Genomic DNA, 17748 nt, shown 5'->3' with positions numbered 1-17748 from the left:
CTAAAGGCTCGCCATGACGACGACAGCCAATCATCCCGACACCGTTCTGATTGTCGATTTCGGCAGCCAGTTCACGCAGCTCATCGCCCGCCGCATCCGCGAGGCCGGCGTCTTTTCCGAGATCGTGCCGTTCCAATCGGCCGAAGCGGCCTTCAAGCGCATCAAGCCGAAAGCAGTGATCCTGTCGGGCGGCCCGGCCTCGACCACCGACATCGGCAGCCCGCGCGCGCCGCAGATCGTCTTCGACGCCGGCGTGCCGGTGCTCGGCATCTGCTATGGCCAGATGGCGCTCTGCGTGCAAATGGGCGGCGTCGCCGAAAGCTCCAACCACCGCGAGTTCGGCCGCGCCTTCGTCGAGATCGAGAAGGAGAGCCCGCTGTTCGAAGGCCTGTGGGCGCCTGGCCAGCGCCACCAAGTGTGGATGAGTCACGGCGACCGGGTCATCGAGTTGCCGCCGGGCTTCAAGGTGCTCGGCAAGTCGGAAAGCTCGCCCTTCGCCATTTTCGGCGATGTCGAGCGCAAGATGTACGGCATCATGTTCCACCCGGAAGTGGTGCACACGCCGGACGGCGCCAGGCTGCTCCGGAACTTCGTCCACAACATCGCCGGCATCGAGGGCGACTGGACGATGCGCGCCTATCGCGAGCACGCTGTGGAATTGATCCGCAAGCAGGTCGGCAAGGGCAAGGTCATCTGCGCGCTCTCGGGCGGCGTCGACTCCTCCGTCGCGGCGCTTCTTATCCATGAGGCGGTCGGCGACCAGCTGACCTGCATCCTCGTCGACCACGGTCTGATGCGCAAGGACGAGGCCAAGGGCGTCGTGGAGATGTTCCGCCAGCATTACAATCTGCCGCTGATCCTGGTGGACGCCTCCGACCGCTTCATCTCGGCGCTCGAAGGCGAGGCCGACCCCGAAAAGAAGCGCAAGACCATCGGCCGGCTATTCATCGAGGTGTTCGAGGAAGAGGCGAAGAAGCTTGGCGGCGCCGATTTCCTGGCCCAGGGCACGCTTTATCCCGATGTCATCGAAAGCGTCTCCTTCTCCGGCGGTCCGTCGGTGACGATCAAATCGCACCACAATGTCGGCGGCCTGCCCGAGCGCATGAACATGAAACTGGTCGAGCCGCTGCGCGAATTGTTCAAGGATGAGGTGAGGGCGCTCGGCAAGGAGCTCGGCCTCCCCGAAAGCTTCATCGGCCGCCATCCCTTCCCCGGCCCCGGCCTTGCCATCCGTTGCCCGGGCGGCATCACGCGCGAGAAGCTGGAGATCTTGCGCGAGGCCGACGCTATCTATCTCGACGAGATCCGCAAGGCCGGCCTCTACGATGCCATCTGGCAGGCCTTCGCCGTGCTGCTGCCGGTGCAGACGGTGGGCGTCATGGGTGACGGCCGGACCTACGAATTCGTCTGCGCGCTGCGCGCCGTCACCTCCGTCGACGGCATGACGGCGGACTTCTACCACTACGACATGAACTTCCTCGCCGCCGCCGCCACCCGCATCATCAACGAGGTCAAGGGCATCAACCGGGTGGTGTATGACGTGACGTCAAAGCCGCCCGGGACGATCGAGTGGGAATGATTCAGACCCACTCCAACGTCGCCGGAAATACGCCAATCTGCGACGTAACGTACTGAAAACAAAAATAAATCCGTTTGCGGACAATCGGCCACAATCGGTGCGCATAGGTTGGCAGCGGCGGACCGCCTGACGGCCCTTCCGCGTATTGCTCGCTCGGATTTTCCAAAGTACCGTCTGTCCCGATGAGGCTCGTGACGGTACTTTTTTGCTTGTAAGGCATTGAAAATAGAGGAGAACTCCTGCCACGCAGCCCCGAAACTGTACTGACGGTACTTTTTTCAGGAGGCAGTGAGAATGCTGACAGATGCCGCCCTTAAGGCTCTGAAACCAAGAGAGAAAATGTACAAAATTGCGGACCGTGACGGCATGTATGTTCGCATCATGCCCAGTGGCGCAATCTCGTTTCGACTGGACTACAGGCTCAACGGACGCCGCGAGACGGTCTATTTGGGCAGATATGGACGAGACGGAATCTCGCTTGCTCTGGCCCGAGAGAAGTGCCTCGACGCGAAGCGCGCCGTTAGGGAGGGACGATCGCCGGCAATCGAGAAGCAGCGCGCGAAACGTCGTCTAAAGGAGGCGAAGAGTTTTGGGGAGTTCGGCGAGAAATGGCTCAGTGCCGCTCCAATGGCCGACAGCACCCGAGCCATGCGCCGTTCCATCTTCGATCGCGAGCTTCTTCCGGTCTGGCGCAATCGCCTCCTGACGGAGATCACCCCGGACGATTTACGCGCCCACTGTGGTAGCATCGTTGAACGCGGCGCCCCGGCGACCGCCATCCATGTACGGGATATCCTGAAGCAGATTTACAGTTTCGCGATCCTGCACGGAGAGAAGGTGGCTAACCCAGCCGATGAAGTTGGGCCCGCATCGATTGCCACGTTCGTACCTAAAGACCGCTCGCTTTCACCCTCGGAAATTCGCGTGATGCTGAAACAGCTCGAGCACATCGCCACACTCCCCACGATACGTTTGGGCATGCGGCTCTACCTGCTTACGATGGTGCGGAAGAGCGAGTTGCAGGACGCGGTTTGGGATGAGGTCGACTTCGAGAATGCGGTCTGGACAATCCCGAAAGAACGCATGAAGCGTTCGAAGGCTCATAACGTCTACCTGTCACGCCAAGTGCTCGACATCATGATTGCTCTGAAGACCTGTGCAGGAAATTCCAGGTACCTCCTTCCGTCGCGGTATGATGCGGACGCCCCGATGTCGCGTGCCACCTTTAACCGGGTCACTTACGCAGTCGTCGAGCGGGCGAAGGCTGAAGGGCTGCCTCTGGAGCCGTTCACAGTCCATGACTTGCGGCGAACGGGCTCGACGCTGTTGAATGAACTTGGCTTCAACAGCGATTGGATCGAGAAGTGCTTAGCGCACGAGGACGGACGTTCGTCTCGAGGCGTCTACAACAAGGCCGAGTATGAAGTGCAGCGCCGCCATATGATGCAGGAATGGTCGGATACTGTGGACGCGTGGGTCGATGGAAAGAGGTGGATCCCGACGCTTATCCCTCCTTCGATGCCGATCTTGGGGCCCGATCCGTCTCTCTGACCGGTCGGGTTCGGCGCTGCTTCAGGTCCGGTTTGGGGGCGCGCAGAATTGGTTTTGAACGGCGCGCCGCGAGCCATGCTTGAATCTCGCTCAAATCCCAAACCACACATCTTGGGGTCAAAGCGAAGCGTCGCGGAAACTCGCCCCGCTGTTCCATTTCATAAATGGTGCTGTCGGCAAGCGGCACCATTTCTCGGAGTTGATGCCTCCGAATCGTACGGCGGAGTGCTTCTTCATTTGATCGGACCATCTTCTACTCCTCAGTGACGAACTGAATTGAAGACGATTGTGTTCGATGGGAAAAGAGCTTCGGGCTCTCCGTCGTATCATGGGCGGGTTAGGCCGGTGAAAGGGACAGATCTAACGTTCCACAACCAACGTGACACGCAAGTGGTTGCCGTGCCGCGCAGGGTGAGTGGCCAGTCTGCTCATGCTGCTTCGTCTGCAAACGCCAAAACGTCTCGATGAAGTAAAGCTTGGCGCCCAAATCTGTCTGGGCGGTGGGCAAGTCGGAGCGCGCTACATGCCAACTGTAATCCCCGGTTAGAGGAATTGCTTTGCATGAGCGTGATCTTGGCGTAGGCATGATTGCCCAGCCTGAAGCGAGTCCCTCCGGGCCCACCATTATCGTTATTTATCAACGGCTTACGGGCAGGTTCGCCAACAGGTTCGCCAAAAGGTTCGCCAAGCATGGGCTTGCGCGTCACGAGACGCACAACTCGATCCATCCCCTGGACCGCCAGCCGAACCTGCGATGCCTCGCGCGAATAGAGTTCGGCATGATCGATGTCGTCGTGACCGAGCACATCCATGAGCTGTCTGGTTGAGGCCTCTGCCTCGGCGAGGTAAACGCCAAGCGACTTTCTCAGTCCGTGCAGCGTCAGTCCTTTCGGAAGCCCGGCGAGCTTGCACCAATGAGCCATGGTGCCGGTCAGGGATTTGGCGGAGAAGCGCTGGCCATAAGCTGTGACCAAGACCGTTTCGCCGCGCTTGTCAGTGGCATCGAGGATTTCGGCAAGCATCGGTGTAATCGGAACGAAAAGCCGTTTGCCTCCGGTCCTGGTCTTGTTCTTGGCCTGGGTGATGTCGAAGCCGTCGAACTGACGTTCCTCGCCATCGATCATGACCCTGCGTGTGACCCTCTGATCCCATCGTAAATCGGCGACATCGCCGCGACGATTGCCCAGCCAAAGCGCGAGGCCATAGCAGGTGCGCGCAGCCGTCCCGAGCGGCCAGCGCTGTTCAAACTTCTGCATTGCTTCGCTTGGCCAAGCCTTCCAGCCTGTGTAGGCGGGACGCCATTCCACAGCTGCGGTGGGATCGATTTCGATCCAATCCAGGCGTATCGCGACATTGACGAGTTTGCGTATCGCGACCAGCAGGTGCTTAGCCTTGTGTGGTGTCGCGATGAAGCGTCCCAAAAGCTCCTCGACGTGCACTCGCCGCAGGTTCTTAACAGGCACATCGCGCCACGTAAGGGGGTGGTCATCGACAACCCGCAGGCCCAGAAATTCCTCGATCAGACGGCTGTTCTTGAATTTCGTACTCTCATCATGGGCGAGCCACTTGACCGATGCCTTCAATCTCTGCCCCGCCGCACCGAAGGTTCCCGGCAAGGCAGCACCCGGCATCGTCACAACCAGCGCTTTGTGGATTTTCCGGCCCTCGACCGCGGCTTGATAGGCTTCCTTGAAACCTACATCGTTCGGTGCGGGCAGCGTTACCAGACGTCCGTTGGCGCGGTAGCGCCACCGCGTCGTGCCATGCCGATCCTTGTAGGAAGACAAGCCCGGATATTTGTCTTTCAGGCGCTGTTCCATCAGGGGCCAAGACTATTCTCGACGATGATTCCCTTGCAAGAGAAAGTCGACAAATATTCTCTTCATCGTCGCCGGGGAGATCGGCGAACGCAGCCTCCAGTTTGAGGCGATCCCAGATTACACGACTATCTATTTTCTTCGGCTTTGGCATGCGGCGGTCAGCGACCATTTGGTCAAATTTGGTTACGCCTACTCCGACATAACGAGCGGCCTCTTCACGTGAGAGACCCCGAGGAGGGTAGGGAAGGGAGTCGCTTTTCATTACCTCGCCGCCGGCATATGTCCGCCTGGTGCACGGACTTCTGTTCAGAGATCAGGATCTAGAGTGCATCCACCTCCGCCGGAAGGGCGCCGATCAAGCACTGCGGCAAATTGCGGTCTCGGCGTATAAATAGGATGGTTGTGTGAGTTCAGGTGTTCGAGTCGGGAGAGCGCTACCGCCTTTCCCCCTACTCGGAAACCCGCGATATTTTTACAGTGTCGGGCATGATGGGCCTGTCTCGGTGCTGCAACGACCGATAGGCACTGGGAGGGACTGACCCGAAAGCTATCCAAGACGCGAGCGGCAGCTTTGCGCCTGATGTCGGCGAAACGTTTGGATTGAACTGTAAGCGGACAACCCCCACGGTATCGGCTGCATTGAAAGGAGATCAGGAACAGCACGAATTTTGCCAACACACACTGCCTAGGCCACAGAACGTGCCGCACGTTTTTGGATATGGTTTGACTAGACGTCCTGTTGCAGCATTCGTTCAAGGCCGCTACGCAGCGCGTCGGACTGCACTGGCTTGCTGAGCAGAAGGAAATCTTTGAAGTCTGCCCGAAGCTGGCTGGCCGCATATCCGCTGACGAACGCAAAGGGAATGCCTTTTGCCAGTAGGCTCTCCGCGATGGGATATGACGTCTCTCCCCCCAGATTGACGTCAAGAAGGGCTCCATCGACTGTCGTTTGCTCAAGGAGCTCAAGAGCCAGCGAGACGGAAAGCGCCGGTCCGACTACATGGTATCCCGCCGCCGCCAATTCGTCGGCCAGGTCCATGGCAACAAGCCACTCGTCCTCAACAATCAGGACACTAAATTGCCGCAGCCTGCCATCTTTTTCACCCTCTGCCATTGGTCCATCACTTTTAGCCTTACAGCGGAAAGCTCAATTCAAGAACAAATCCTCCTGGGGGAAACCTTAGGTCCAACTCGCCGCCCAATTGTTGTTTCACCTGTCCCTCGACCAGAACAAGGCCGAAGCCCTTTCGTTCCGGCGCTTGGACTTTGGGGCCGCCCTTTTCGATCCATTGAAGCCGAATGCGTCCGTGCTCATGCTTCCAATTCACAGAGACAGCACCGGTACCGTTCGATAGAGCACCGTACTTGGCTGCGTTCGTCGCAATCTCATGAATCACCATGCCCAGCGAAAGCGCGTGCTGCGGCGCAAGTGCCACCTCGGCCCCTTCCAGCTCCAGGCGCTCCACGCCGAAGGTCTCAGCCTCCGCACGGACGAGATCGCGGATCGACACCTTCGTCCAGTCAGCCTCGGACAGAAGCGAATAGGCGCGGGCCATGGCATGTAGACGACCAATGAGGTTCTCCGAAAAATGCTCTAGAGAGGGCGCCGTCTTGCGTGTGCTCTTTGCAATGCTGATGACCACGGCGAGCATGTTCTTGACCCGGTGGTTCAATTCCGAAATCAGAACCTTCTGCTGTTGCTCCGCTCGCACGAGCGAGGCGACGTCTACGATGGTGATGACGACACCGCCGACCTCCTCATCCTGGTTGCGGTATGGAGCGAGGCGCACTAGGTAGTGCGTTCCACCGTCTTCAGTGGAAAGCTGGCGTTCGATGCCTTCGCCTGAGCGAAAGACCTCGCGCACCTGCGTTTCCAGATCGGGATACTGCAACGCCCCCGCCAGTTCGGTCAGGGGCCTTCCGATGTCCGCTTGACGCAGGCCGAAGAAATCGGCCGCGGCGGGAGTAAAGTTACGAATCACGAGATTGCCGTCGAGGAATACCGTGGCGATCTGTGTGGCGGCGTATAGGTTCCTCAAATCGGCGTTCGCGCGGTCGAGATCCTCAACGCTGCTCGCCAGTTCTGCGTTGATCGTGGTCAGTTCCTCGTTGAGCGACTGCATCTCCTCCTTGGAGGCCTCAAGCTCTTCGTTCGTCGACTGAGCCTCCTCGTTGACGGAAACCAGTTCCTCGTTGGATGACTTAAGCTCCTCAAGGGCGGTCTCGTATTCCTCGATTGTGGATTGGAGACGTTCGCGCAACTCCCGCAGCTCGCCTTCCGCCATCGCCTCAGCTTCTTCTGCTTGCCGTTCCGCGCCTTCGACCGTGGACGGGCGCCGCCAGTGCCCGACCGGCGTGAACAGGACAAGATACAGCGATTCACGCCCTTTAGGGCCGTCTAGAGGCTCTATCGTCAAGTTGGTGATGTTGCCGTCCTCGCCGTTCTCGTCGAGCATCAACACCTGACGGCTGGCGGAACGCCCTGTCTCCATTGCCTGACGCAGAGCTGCCCGAAGGTCAGCCCGCAGCTCGCGCCGTGCCAGATCGAACAGGTGCCGGTTGGGCGCGCCCCTGGGCATTCCGAGGAAGCGGTCGGTATTCGAAGAATAATGGAGGATCTCTCCATCGTGGGTGATCACTACATGCGCCGGCGCATGCCGTTCGAGAACCTGCAACTCGGCCCGCTGGCGCAGCTGGACGCCGTTTGCATCAAATTGGTCACGGTCAGACGTAACGCCCCGCCTCCGCAGGCCTGAATGGTCTACGGCCATTGGTAGACGGCGCAACCGCGATACGCCGCCGTGGTCGCGGGCCTGGAAGATGCGGTTTTGCTTGTCGAGCGGCGCAAACAAATCGGCGTGCCGGGCGACACCTTCAGAGGTACCGAGGAAGAGATAGCCCCCCGGCTTGAGCGCGTAATGGAAAGTCGGGATCACCTGGCTCTGGAGTTCACCGCCGAGGTAGATCAACAGGTTCCGGCAGGAGACGAGGTCCATGCGCGAGAACGGCGGATCGGAGATGACGTTGTGCGGAGAAAAGATGCAGATCTCGCGCACATCCTTGGAGACGACATAACTGACGCCGTCGCGGCGGAAGAAGCGCTTGAGCCTCTCGGCATTCACGTCCGCCAAAAGGGCGGGCGGATAGCGTCCAGCCCGTGCGACCGACAGCGCCTCCTCATCGATATCCGTGGCAAAGATCTGAACCCGGGGCGTGATCTCGAGTCCCTCCATCTGCTCGCGCATCAAAATGCCCAGCGAGTAGACTTCTTCGCCGGTGGCGCATCCGGGCACCCACAGCCGGATCGTTTCGTCGGCACCGCGCCCCTCAAACAGCCGCGGCAGTACTTGTTCCTTCAGTGCTGAGAAGGCATCGTTGTCGCGGAAGAAATTGGTGACGTTGATGAGCAGGTCCCGGAACAGCGCCAGCACCTCGGAAGGGTCATCGTGGAGGCGCTGCAGATAGGCCTCGAGCGTTTGCAAGTGAACAACCTTCATCCGTCTGGCGACACGGCGCATAAAGGTCCGAGGCTTATATCCGGAAAAGTCGTGTCCCGTGTGGCTGCGCAGCAGGGTCGAAATCTCTTTTTGAACGCGCTGAACTTGGTCGCGTTGTCGGTCCTGTTCATGATTGATGAGACCGTCGAGCGCGCTGAGGCTTTCCCGGATCTGGAGCAGTCGTTCAGCCATATGCTCGACCGGCTCGGCAAAGTCGATCAGACCGCTTGCCATGGCGCTGGCGGGCATTTCCGGATTTCGGGGACCCGAGCCATCATGCGCCTGCGCCATCGTAATGCCGCCGCTCTCCTTGATTGCCTTGACCCCGAGCGTTCCATCGGAATCGCCACCGGAGAGCACGATGCCAACTGCATTCTCGCCCTGATCTTTGGCCAACGAGGCGAAGAGTATATCGATCGGCTTGCGTTCCCGGTGCACCGGATCGTCGTCCGTCAGCCGCAGTCTGCCATCCCTAACCGTCAGGATCTTGCCCTCGGGCATGACATGTACCGTGTTCGCCCGCAGCTCCGCCCCCTCTTCGGCAACAAGAACGGAAATCGCGGTATAACGGCCGATGACCTCGTGCAGCAAGCTACGCCGTTCGGGGCTGAGATGGGTTACAATGATAAATGCCATCCCGCTGTCGTTGGGAAGTTCTCGGAAAAAACCCTCAAGTGCCGGAATACCCCCAGCCGAGGCGCCGATACCTACGATGAGGGGGGTCTGCGATGTCATAAGCTTAATCTAGCGCTGTGCAATGACACCGACAACGGAGGCGTCGCCGATTGTCGAGGCACATGCGCACCCCACCTTAGTCGCTGAAAGAACTGATGTAATCGGCTGAGCGGTTTCTGTATCTAGCGGCGCTTTTGGGGCCCGATGCGCGAAATGACCAGCTTTCTAAACCTTCTCTGTAGTCGCCGGTACAGTTTGGAAGACCGCGAACGAGAGCGGCTTTGATTTCGATCAGTTAGCATCTTCCATGCAGGCGTTGATTGCGACTTTCATGGCTCTCTTGCCCCACCAGCGCGCAGTGCGGCCGAAGTTGGCAACCTAAGGTTGTTTCCCTAACCGCTGCTTTTCGTCGATTGCGGTCAAGACCTGCCGCTCCGGTGTCGGCCCTGATCCGGCGGCCAGCCATACGCCGCCACGCCCGTCTAAGGATGCTGTTGGCGCTTGCGAAAGTCGGCTCCCCGAACGACTATGCTGGTCAACGGGCTTGCTCCTTGAATGATATCGGCCGAGGCCTGTCTTGCGTTTCTAAGAGCAAGGGAATTGCCTACCTGACCTTGATGACGACCTTGCCTTTTGCTCGTCCGGCCTCGACATAAGCCAATGCCTCGTTGGTCCGTTCGAATGGGAAGACCCGATCGACGACTGGGCGTCTGACGCCGGATTCGATGAGCGACGTGATCTTGCCCAACTGATCACCCTGCGCCCGCATGAACAGGAACGAATAGCCGACACCGGCGCGTTTGGCCTTGCGGCGTATGCCGTGGCTCAGCAGGCGCACGACCAGTTTAAGGACTTCGTTGAGGCTCTTTTCACTGGCAAATTCGGGATCCGGCGGACCGGAGATGGAGATCAGCTTGCCGCCCGGCTTCAGCACATGCAGGGATTTTTCAAGCGTTTTGGCGTCCTGGCTATTTAGAACGACGTCATAACCCTGCAGGACTTTTTCGAAATCGTCTTTCTTGTAGTCGACGACGATATCAGCGCCGAGACTATTGACCAGATTGGTGCTCGCCGCGCTTGCTGTTGTCGCGACTGTCGCGCCAAGATGCTTGGCCAACTGGATGGCGAAAGTCCCCACACCGCCGGACCCGGCCTGGATGAAGACTTTTTGGCCCTTCTTCAGGTGGGCTTTTTCGACTAGGACCTGCCAGGCAGTCAGGCCGACGAGCGGGATCGAGGCGGCCTCTTCCATGCTTAGATTTTTTGGCTTGAGGACCACATCGGCTTCATTCATGGCTATGGATAGTGCGAATGTCCCGACCCGGCCATCGCGCGGCCGCGCATAGACTTCGTCGCCAGGTTTGAATTTGCGGACTTTCGATCCGACCCGGACGATTATGCCTGCCACATCGTGGCCCAGGATAAAGGGAGGGCGATACGGCAGGATGAGTTTGAACTCACCGTCGCGGACCTTGCAGTCCAGAAGGTTCACGCCGGCGGCATGGATCTCGACCAGGACATCATTATCCTGCAGATCCGGCTCGGGCACCTCGGCAAGCCGCAGTTTGCCCTTCTTTCCATATTTATCGACGACAAAGGCTTTCATCTGTTCACTTTCTGAAAGGGCTTTCGATGACCCGTGCGAGACGAGCCGGGCTCCTAAGCTGGCAGACCTCGTTGGGCTGCTTAGACGGGCAGGCGAAACTGCTTGCGTAAGGTCTTGTCGAACATTCCGGCAGGCGCGAAGCGACGCAGCAGGCTGACCTGGCGCGCTGCCTTGCCGGCGGTATAGCGCCGTCGCGGACGGGCATCGGTCGCTGCCTTGACGACCACATCCGCCACCACTTCGGGGCGATCGGCTTTGGGCATCACATCGGCAAGCAGCGCCTTGAACCCGGCTCGCGCCCGATCGTATTCCTTCAAGACGGAATCCGGCTCAATCCCATTCTGGTCGAAGACGGTGCGCACGAATGCCGGCTCGATGACCGAGACGCGTATGTTGAAGGCGCGAACCTCATGATCGAGCGATTCCGAGTAACCTTCGAGCGCGTGCTTGACCGCGGAGTAATGCGCCGAATATGGCGCGGGTACCAATCCCAGGATCGAGCCGATATTGATGATGCGTCCTTCGCCCTGCCGCCGCATCGACGGCAACACTGCATTGGTCACTCGCATGACGCCGAACAGATTGACGTCGAACAAGCCTTGCACCTGGGCGACGGAGGATTCCTCGGCTCCTCCAAGCAGGCCGACGCCGGCATTGTTGACCAGCAGATCGATGCGGCCGGTCTGCGTGTATATCGTTGAAACGAGCGCGGCGATGGCCTCATCGTCGGTCACGTCGCAAACGAGCATGGTTACTCCGTTCGGGCTGTCGGCGAGCTCGCGGCGACTTGTTCCAAACACGGTATATCCTGCTCGCGCCAACGCTTCCGCGCTGGCGCGGCCGATGCCCGAGGAGGCTCCTGTGACGAGCGCGGTCTTTCCCGAATTCCTGTTCATTTGGTGCTCCAAAATCATGAGGGCTAGCTTTTTCGCCCAAGTTGAATTATGATCGTAATATCACATTACACTCATAATGCAATAGAAGAAAGGAACCGCGGCCATGCGCTATGAAAAGGGTCGGAAGGACGCATCGCGCAACCGGATCTTGGAGGTTGCCGCCAACCGTTTTCGCGGTGACGGCATCGCTGCGTCCGGTCTGGCAAGCGTCATGAAAGACGCCGGGCTGACCAACGGGGCTTTCTATCCGCATTTTCAATCCAAGGCGGCGCTTGTCCGTGAAAGCGTGGCAGCGGCTCTGGAGGCTCAGTCAGACCAAATCCGCCAAGCGTTGGCCGCCGGCGGCCTGGATATGGCCATCGATGCCTATCTGTCGGCGGTGCACCGGGACAATCCGGGACAGGGCTGCGCGTCTGCCGCGTTGTTGCCCGAAATCGCACGCGAGCCTACCGAAACACGTCAACTCTATACCGAGCGCTTGCTGACCCAGGTGCGTCAGGTATCGGCGGAACTGTCGCCGCAGGTCCGGGATCCGGAGGGCGTTGCGCTGGGCATCTTTGCGACCCTTATCGGCGCCCTTCAGATGGCCCGGGCCGTTGAAGGGACGGAACTGTCGGATCGCATCCTGGCGGCAGGAGCAGACGCGGCGCGGGCGCTGATCCAGCCACGTCTGGATGACGAGGCTTCGTGACGCGTCTGGGCGTGTTGTATGCGAGGATAGCTCTGCTTGGCTTAGCTCACGATGCGCGCACCGGCCCGAAGATCCGATATTGAACATCCGAAGCCCGAAACCGGACAGTCTGCCTCCGGCCCCGCTTTCTTGTCAGAAGCAGCCCAACAGGATTGCGCCAGCAACGACCCCTAATTCAACAGATCGAGAGGCCGCGCCCCGCCCTCTTCATGTGAGATGAAGGTTCTGCACTTCGTAGGTCCAGACCCGAAACCCTTTGAGAACATGCGGGCCGAAGGAGTTGATGAGCGGAATGTCGGCTGCATCGCGGCCGCGGGCGACGACGATCCTGCCAATCCTGGGCGTGTTGTTTCGGGGATCAAAAGTATGCCAAGCACCGTCCAAGAAGACCTCGATCCAGGCGCTGAAGTCCATGGGGTCGACGACCGGGACCCCGATGTCGCCGAGATGTCCGTTGACATAGCGTGCAGGAATATTGAGGCAGCGGCACAAAGTCAGCGCGAGATGGGCGAAGTCGCGGCAGACGCCTATGCGTTCCTGGTACGCCTCGAAGGCCGTTCGCGTCGATCTGGCCTGCATGTAGTCGAATCGAATATGACGGTGGACGAAGTCGCAGATTGCTTGCACGCGGCCCCAACCTGGGGCAGTGGCGCCAAACATGTCCCACGCCGCCTGGCTGAGACGATCGGTTTCGCAATAGCGGCTGCCCATCAGGTAGACAAGGCAGCCGTCCGGCAAATCCCACACCGCTACTTCGCGGGCAGCTGGCAGTAGCCTGTCTATCTTGCCGTTGTCCTCGATCGTTGCATCGCCCCACATCGTCAGGTCGCCCGCGGGGGCGACAAGCCGCCGGCATCGGTTGCCAAAGAGATCATGGTAGGTCGATGTCGGAACATCGGGCGTGGTGAAGACCGTTTCGGGGCTCCTGATGTCGGCCGCGCGGTCGTCGTGGACCGATAGCAGGCATACCAATGCGGTCGGTTGCTGGCAGGTCAGCGTGATCTCATAGCCGTAGCGGATCAGCATGTGGATCTTTCCTGCCGGAAATCAGCGGGGGTCAGAGTGCAGGAATCGCGACGGTTGCGGGAGTAGGCTTGGCAAGCAACATCATGGATGGACATCAGCAAGGCGTCGAATACTGAAAGGTATCTTGTTTCAGCGGCCCCGGTCTCGGCCAAGGGGATATCCGATTTCGCGACGCCTCGACATCGACCAAGAAGCAAGCCGTCATGATCGGCGAGGTGGGCGGCGTTGCGCGCTGAAAACGTGGAAGTCGGTCCAGGAGCGATCAACTTCCACTCGAGGGCCATTTGATGGTCCATAAAAATCGCGCCCGGACGCGCCGCCCTCATTTTCCCAGACCGCAAGCGCGGCGACGTTGCGGGTCCGACAGCTTTCGTTGTTATGGCCACTCATGATGTTAGCCGTTCCGCATTAATCGCCTCCCCGACGAGAACGCCCGAATAGAGCGTTGCGCCATTCGCATCGGCGATCGTCATGGCGTCCGGCCGCTGCGGCATGTTCAGGGTCCCAGCCAAAAGCCTGGCGATTTCGATCGCATCGTCGAGGTCGGCGGCTTCCGCCGTCTCGCGGCCGAGCACCGCATGCGCATCATCCGCTTCTCGGGTGCGATAGAATTCGATCATGATCTTCATCGTCATCCGTCTCGCCGTGTCAGTTCTCGCCTTTGCCGCGAGGGGTACTGACGTTAGCGAGTCTGGTCTGGGCGCCGAACACGCTTTTAGGCTTGGGCAGGACCTTTTCCTGCTTCGGCTTCCTGATTTCCCGGCTCGAGCGTTTCTGTCCCTTTGCCATGTGCAAACGTCCTTTCGATGAGCGTTATGGTATCACCCGGCGATGTGGCGACCGGTTCGAGACTGTCTTGCGTCGCCACCCGTTCATGAAGTTCGCCGTCGTTGCGGATGCGGTATTGCGCCGAATCTTCCCTCGGCGGGAGTCTGGCTGTGATCCGGTAGATTTCCGAAGTCTTTGGAAACGTGCCGAAGCCGCCCTTCAGCCGGACAGGCTGTCCGACGGCAAATAGATGCGTTGCGGCTTCGCGGCGGACCGGGCGTGCGTTGCGTTGCATCATCGTTGTGGTTCTCATCATTGTCTCTGGTCCTGCTCCAGTGCGGCTTTGAGCGATGCCGGTTCGATCGGCACCATCTGCCGCGTAGCACCGCTTGCGGAGATCGCCGGCAGGTGAATGAAGGTGGCGACGCGGCGCCACGCGATCAGGGAAGCTCCTTCGAGGGCTTCCTCGTCATGATCGACGCGGTAATCCCCGGGTGGTTGCGGTGCATCAAAGCCGGGCAGCGAAAACGCCGACTTGAAGCGAACGACAGTTGGTGTGGTGCGGCTGGTCATTTGTTGCGGCTTTCAGTGGAAACGCGCGCCTGCGCGTTTCCGTATCATTCCCACTCGAACCACCGAAATGATGCCCTACGCTGCCAGTACATCCGTGGTCAGCGTCGATGTCATTTCCAGGGATGCGAACGGAACGAAATGTGCGCCGGACCGGCGCATGCACTCGTTTTCGAAAATTCAGTGGTGAATGGCGGGGCTCTGACACAAAGCCAACTCGACCAAATCAACGAATTTCACCTATGCGCCTCATTTGAGTTCCAAACAAGGTCGCGACGCCTTTTATTTTTCCCTTGAAATAACAGATGGGCGCCTGCGAAATTCAAACCGGCAGAAAGTTTGCCACCAGCGCGGATGAATTTCTGTGCGGCTCGAATTATTTCATTCGAATTCTTGGCCATTGGCGAGAAATAATTCTGGCACTCCTATCTATGGAGTGCCAACCCGCCTATACACAAGCAGCGGCCGCCCATGCCGGCCACAGAAAGAAGTTCCCCATGAAATTCCGGCCACTCCACGACCGCGTCGTCATTCGCCGCGCGGAAGGCGATACCAAATCCAAGGGCGGCATCATCATTCCCGACAATGCCAGAGAGAAACCGCAGGAAGGCGAAGTGATCGCCGCCGGCCCGGGCGCACGCGACGAAAGCGGCGCCTTGATCGTGCCCGATGTGAAAGCCGGCGACTTCATCCTGTTCGGCAAATGGTCGGGCACCGAGGTCAAGATCGATGGCGAGGACCTTCTGATCATGAAGGAAGCCGACATCATGGGCATCATCGACAAGAGCGAGACCGGCATTGTCGACAAGACGGTGGCCGTCAAGAACGCTGCCTGACCGGGCAGGCTTCGCGGCAAACGGCGCACTCCAATTTTCGAAGGGATCAACGATCATGTCTGCCAAGGAAATCAAATTCTCCACCGACGCGCGCGACCGCATGCTGCGCGGCGTCGAGCTCCTGAACAACGCCGTCAAGGTGACGCTCGGCCCCAAGGGCCGCAACGTCATCATCGACAAGGCTTATGGCGCGCCCCGCATCACCAAGGACGGTGTGACGGTGGCCAAGGAAGTCGAGCTTACCGACAAGTTCGAGAACATGGGCGCCCAGATGGTGCGCGAAGTGGCCTCGAAGACCAACGACCTTGCCGGTGACGGCACGACCACCGCCACGGTGCTGGCCGCCTCGATCCTGCGCGAAGGCGCCAAGCTGGTCGCTGCCGGCATGAACCCGATGGACCTCAAGCGCGGCATCGACCAGGCGGTCACCGCCGTCGTTGAGGAAATCAAGGCGCGGGCCAAGAAGGTCAAGTCGTCGGCCGAGATCGCGCAGGTCGGGACCATCGCCGCCAATGGCGATGCCAGCGTCGGTGAGATGATCGCCAAGGCCATGGACAAGGTCGGCAATGACGGCGTCATCACGGTCGAGGAAGCCAAGACTGCCGAGACCGAGCTCGACGTCGTGGAAGGCATGCAGTTCGACCGCGGCTATCTCAGCCCGTATTTCGTCACCAACGCCGACAAGATGCGCGTCGAACTGGAAGAGCCCTATGTGCTCATCCACGAGAAGAAGCTCGGCAATCTGCAGGCGATGCTGCCGATCCTCGAAGCGGTGGTGCAGGGCGGTAGGCCGCTGCTGATCATCTCCGAGGACGTCGAAGGCGAGGCGCTGGCCACGCTGGTCGTCAACAAGCTGCGCGGCGGCCTCAAGGTCGCGGCCGTCAAGGCGCCGGGCTTCGGCGATCGCCGCAAGGCGATGCTGGAAGATATCGCCGTGCTCACCGCCGGCCAGATGATCTCGGAGGATCTCGGCATCAAGCTCGAAAACGTCACCATTGACATGCTCGGTCGCGCCAAGCGCGTGCTGATCGACAAGGAAACCACAACGATCATCGACGGCGCCGGCACCAAGGCCACCATCCAGGCGCGCGTCGCCCAGATCAGGGGCCAGATCGAGGAAACCACCTCCGAGTACGACAAGGAAAAGCTGCAGGAGCGGCTGGCCAAGCTCTCCGGCGGCGTTGCAGTGATCCGCGTCGGCGGTGCCACGGAGTCGGAAGTGAAGGAAAAGAAGGACCGTATCGACGATGCGCTGAACGCCACGCGCGCGGCTGTCGAGGAAGGCATCGTGCCCGGCGGTGGCGTGGCGCTGCTGCGCGCCAGGTCGGCGCTCAAGGGCCTGACCAGCGCCAATGCCGATGTCACCGCGGGCATCTCGATCGTGCTCCGGGCGCTCGAAGCGCCGATGCGCCAGATCGCTGAGAATTCCGGCGTCGAAGGGTCGATCATCGTCGGCAAGCTTGCCGACAGCAAGGATCACAATCAGGGCTTTGACGCCCAGAACGAAGTATATGTCGACATGATCAAGGCAGGCATCGTCGATCCGGCAAAGGTGGTGCGCACGGCACTGCAGGATGCCGGCTCGATCGCAGCGCTTTTGATCACCGCCGAAGCCATGATCACCGACATTCCTCCCAAGGATGCCGCACCTTCACCTAGCGGCGGCGGCATGGGCGGAATGGGATACTGAGACCTTGGCGCCAGGAGAAGGCCGTGCGTGAACCGACGTTGCTCCCGGTGTTCGGCAGACTTGGGGTCAAGTCGCCGATCGCCATTGTGGCGGCTTCGGCCAGATCCAGCAATATGACGAACCTGGCGGCCCGTATGCGAGAAGGTCTCTCGGCGCACGGGCCCCTGGCTTTGAAGCTCGGCGTGGTGCTGTGGACAGTCCTTCTCCTGGCGGCGGTATTTTTCATTCTGCAGACCTGAACCGATCGGCGGCGGGCGAAAAACGAAAGGACGCGGAATATGGCAAACCGCTACGCGCTTCGTATGGACCGTCCGGACAGCTGGACCGTTTTCGACGTCTTCACCGGCCAGCCCGCCGAGTCCGATCACAAGATCATGGTCGGCATCAATGCCGGCGAAGCGTACGAGATGGTCAGCCGGCTGAACGATCAAGACGTCAAGCGGCGGGAAGAGGCCGGCCGCTGACTTGTACCGATGTAACAACGAATAAATCCGCCGCAATGATTCGCTAACCACCTGTCGGGGCGGCAATCCCGTTGTCGCC

17 protein-coding genes and 1 pseudogene are annotated in these 17748 nt (G+C 59.8%); 7 read left to right on the top strand and 11 right to left on the bottom strand.

Annotation, left to right across the window (positions count from 1 at the left end; genetic code table 11):
* The first annotated feature begins 13 nt into the window (after window positions 1-13).
* The gene (gene guaA / locus CK219_RS24295; RefSeq protein ID WP_095769146.1) at window positions 14-1579 is read left to right on the top strand and encodes a glutamine-hydrolyzing GMP synthase; all 1566 of its coding nucleotides are present in this window, start codon (window positions 14-16) and stop codon (window positions 1577-1579) included.
* Window positions 1580-1873: 294 nt separating this feature from the next.
* Window positions 1874-3130: a site-specific integrase gene (locus CK219_RS24290; protein ID WP_095769145.1), complete on the top strand. Its 1257-nt coding sequence runs from the start codon at window positions 1874-1876 to the stop codon at window positions 3128-3130.
* Here the strand turns inward: CK219_RS24290 and CK219_RS24285 are convergent.
* The 7 genes and pseudogenes from CK219_RS24285 to CK219_RS24255 all read right to left on the bottom strand — a co-directional run bounded on the left by CK219_RS24285 (window position 3084) and on the right by CK219_RS24255 (window position 11624).
* Window positions 3084-3380, bottom strand: coding sequence for an AlpA family phage regulatory protein (locus CK219_RS24285; RefSeq protein ID WP_095769144.1), 297 nt, complete (start codon window positions 3378-3380; stop codon window positions 3084-3086). The two genes, CK219_RS24290 and CK219_RS24285, sit on opposite strands and share 47 nt — an antisense overlap.
* A gap of 178 nt (window positions 3381-3558) precedes the next feature.
* Window positions 3559-4950, bottom strand: coding sequence for a tyrosine-type recombinase/integrase (locus CK219_RS24280; protein WP_245340603.1), 1392 nt, complete (start codon window positions 4948-4950; stop codon window positions 3559-3561).
* A gap of 73 nt (window positions 4951-5023) precedes the next feature.
* Window positions 5024-5212 (bottom strand): annotated as a pseudogene (locus CK219_RS32355) (hypothetical protein); the annotation flags it as partial.
* A gap of 465 nt (window positions 5213-5677) precedes the next feature.
* Window positions 5678-6064 (bottom strand): response regulator, encoded by a 387-nt coding sequence (locus CK219_RS24270; protein ID WP_095769143.1) that lies wholly within the window; start codon window positions 6062-6064, stop codon window positions 5678-5680.
* A gap of 19 nt (window positions 6065-6083) precedes the next feature.
* A complete protein-coding gene (locus CK219_RS24265) occupies window positions 6084-9182 on the bottom strand; it encodes a CheR family methyltransferase (protein ID WP_095769142.1) in 3099 nt (1032 codons plus the stop codon).
* A 544-nt stretch (window positions 9183-9726) separates the two neighbouring features.
* Window positions 9727-10728, bottom strand: a complete 1002-nt coding sequence (locus CK219_RS24260) for an NADP-dependent oxidoreductase (protein ID WP_095769141.1) — start codon at window positions 10726-10728, stop codon at window positions 9727-9729.
* A gap of 80 nt (window positions 10729-10808) precedes the next feature.
* Entirely contained in the window at window positions 10809-11624 is an 816-nt protein-coding gene (locus CK219_RS24255; RefSeq protein WP_095769140.1) for an oxidoreductase, read from the bottom strand.
* Between the two features lie 103 nt (window positions 11625-11727).
* On the opposite strand from CK219_RS24255, the gene CK219_RS24250 reads away from it, so the two are divergent.
* Window positions 11728-12315: a TetR/AcrR family transcriptional regulator gene (locus CK219_RS24250; protein WP_095769139.1), complete on the top strand. Its 588-nt coding sequence runs from the start codon at window positions 11728-11730 to the stop codon at window positions 12313-12315.
* A gap of 207 nt (window positions 12316-12522) precedes the next feature.
* Here CK219_RS24250 and CK219_RS24245 read toward each other — a convergent pair whose 3' ends face one another.
* From CK219_RS24245 to CK219_RS24230, 4 genes are all read right to left on the bottom strand, one after another.
* Window positions 12523-13341: a transglutaminase family protein gene (locus CK219_RS24245; RefSeq protein ID WP_095769138.1), complete on the bottom strand. Its 819-nt coding sequence runs from the start codon at window positions 13339-13341 to the stop codon at window positions 12523-12525.
* A 386-nt stretch (window positions 13342-13727) separates the two neighbouring features.
* Window positions 13728-13970 (bottom strand): hypothetical protein, encoded by a 243-nt coding sequence (locus CK219_RS24240; RefSeq protein WP_095769177.1) that lies wholly within the window; start codon window positions 13968-13970, stop codon window positions 13728-13730.
* A gap of 86 nt (window positions 13971-14056) precedes the next feature.
* Window positions 14057-14422, bottom strand: a complete 366-nt coding sequence (locus CK219_RS24235) for a hypothetical protein (protein WP_095769176.1) — start codon at window positions 14420-14422, stop codon at window positions 14057-14059.
* The gene (locus CK219_RS24230) at window positions 14422-14682 is read right to left on the bottom strand and encodes a hypothetical protein (protein WP_095769137.1); all 261 of its coding nucleotides are present in this window, start codon (window positions 14680-14682) and stop codon (window positions 14422-14424) included. Before CK219_RS24230 ends, CK219_RS24235 begins: the two co-directional genes overlap by 1 nt.
* A 494-nt stretch (window positions 14683-15176) precedes the next feature.
* On the opposite strand from CK219_RS24230, the gene CK219_RS24225 reads away from it, so the two are divergent.
* From CK219_RS24225 to CK219_RS24210, 4 genes are read left to right on the top strand one after another with little or no spacing between them, the layout of a single operon-like run.
* Window positions 15177-15515 (top strand): co-chaperone GroES, encoded by a 339-nt coding sequence (locus tag CK219_RS24225; protein ID WP_095769136.1) that lies wholly within the window; start codon window positions 15177-15179, stop codon window positions 15513-15515.
* Window positions 15516-15570: 55 nt separating this feature from the next.
* Window positions 15571-17205, top strand: a complete 1635-nt coding sequence (gene groL, locus CK219_RS24220; RefSeq protein WP_095769135.1) for a chaperonin GroEL — start codon at window positions 15571-15573, stop codon at window positions 17203-17205.
* A gap of 23 nt (window positions 17206-17228) precedes the next feature.
* Window positions 17229-17444, top strand: a complete 216-nt coding sequence (locus CK219_RS24215; protein WP_095769134.1) for a hypothetical protein — start codon at window positions 17229-17231, stop codon at window positions 17442-17444.
* A 39-nt stretch (window positions 17445-17483) separates the two neighbouring features.
* Entirely contained in the window at window positions 17484-17669 is a 186-nt protein-coding gene (locus CK219_RS24210; RefSeq protein ID WP_095769133.1) for a hypothetical protein, read from the top strand.
* The last annotated feature ends 79 nt before the right edge of the window (window positions 17670-17748 follow it).

The sequence above is a fragment of the Mesorhizobium sp. WSM4313 genome (assembly GCF_002294725.1).
In the GTDB taxonomy this organism is placed as follows: Bacteria; Pseudomonadota; Alphaproteobacteria; order Rhizobiales; family Rhizobiaceae; genus Mesorhizobium.
Note: the sequence above shows the minus strand (reverse complement) of the source record. Positions and strands in the feature narration are given on the sequence as shown.

Coding starts and splice junctions, on each gene's coding strand:
- guaA (WP_095769146.1), top strand. CDS start 14: ATGACGACGACAGCCAATCATCCCGACACCGTTCTGATTGTCGATTTC.
- CK219_RS24290 (WP_095769145.1), top strand. CDS start 1,874: ATGCTGACAGATGCCGCCCTTAAGGCTCTGAAACCAAGAGAGAAAATG.
- CK219_RS24285 (WP_095769144.1), bottom strand. CDS start 3,380: ATGGTCCGATCAAATGAAGAAGCACTCCGCCGTACGATTCGGAGGCAT.
- CK219_RS24280 (WP_245340603.1), bottom strand. CDS start 4,950: ATGGAACAGCGCCTGAAAGACAAATATCCGGGCTTGTCTTCCTACAAG.
- CK219_RS24270 (WP_095769143.1), bottom strand. CDS start 6,064: ATGGCAGAGGGTGAAAAAGATGGCAGGCTGCGGCAATTTAGTGTCCTG.
- CK219_RS24265 (WP_095769142.1), bottom strand. CDS start 9,182: ATGACATCGCAGACCCCCCTCATCGTAGGTATCGGCGCCTCGGCTGGG.
- CK219_RS24260 (WP_095769141.1), bottom strand. CDS start 10,728: ATGAAAGCCTTTGTCGTCGATAAATATGGAAAGAAGGGCAAACTGCGG.
- CK219_RS24255 (WP_095769140.1), bottom strand. CDS start 11,624: ATGAACAGGAATTCGGGAAAGACCGCGCTCGTCACAGGAGCCTCCTCG.
- CK219_RS24250 (WP_095769139.1), top strand. CDS start 11,728: ATGCGCTATGAAAAGGGTCGGAAGGACGCATCGCGCAACCGGATCTTG.
- CK219_RS24245 (WP_095769138.1), bottom strand. CDS start 13,341: ATGCTGATCCGCTACGGCTATGAGATCACGCTGACCTGCCAGCAACCG.
- CK219_RS24240 (WP_095769177.1), bottom strand. CDS start 13,970: ATGAAGATCATGATCGAATTCTATCGCACCCGAGAAGCGGATGATGCG.
- CK219_RS24235 (WP_095769176.1), bottom strand. CDS start 14,422: ATGAGAACCACAACGATGATGCAACGCAACGCACGCCCGGTCCGCCGC.
- CK219_RS24230 (WP_095769137.1), bottom strand. CDS start 14,682: ATGACCAGCCGCACCACACCAACTGTCGTTCGCTTCAAGTCGGCGTTT.
- CK219_RS24225 (WP_095769136.1), top strand. CDS start 15,177: ATGAAATTCCGGCCACTCCACGACCGCGTCGTCATTCGCCGCGCGGAA.
- groL (WP_095769135.1), top strand. CDS start 15,571: ATGTCTGCCAAGGAAATCAAATTCTCCACCGACGCGCGCGACCGCATG.
- CK219_RS24210 (WP_095769133.1), top strand. CDS start 17,484: ATGGCAAACCGCTACGCGCTTCGTATGGACCGTCCGGACAGCTGGACC.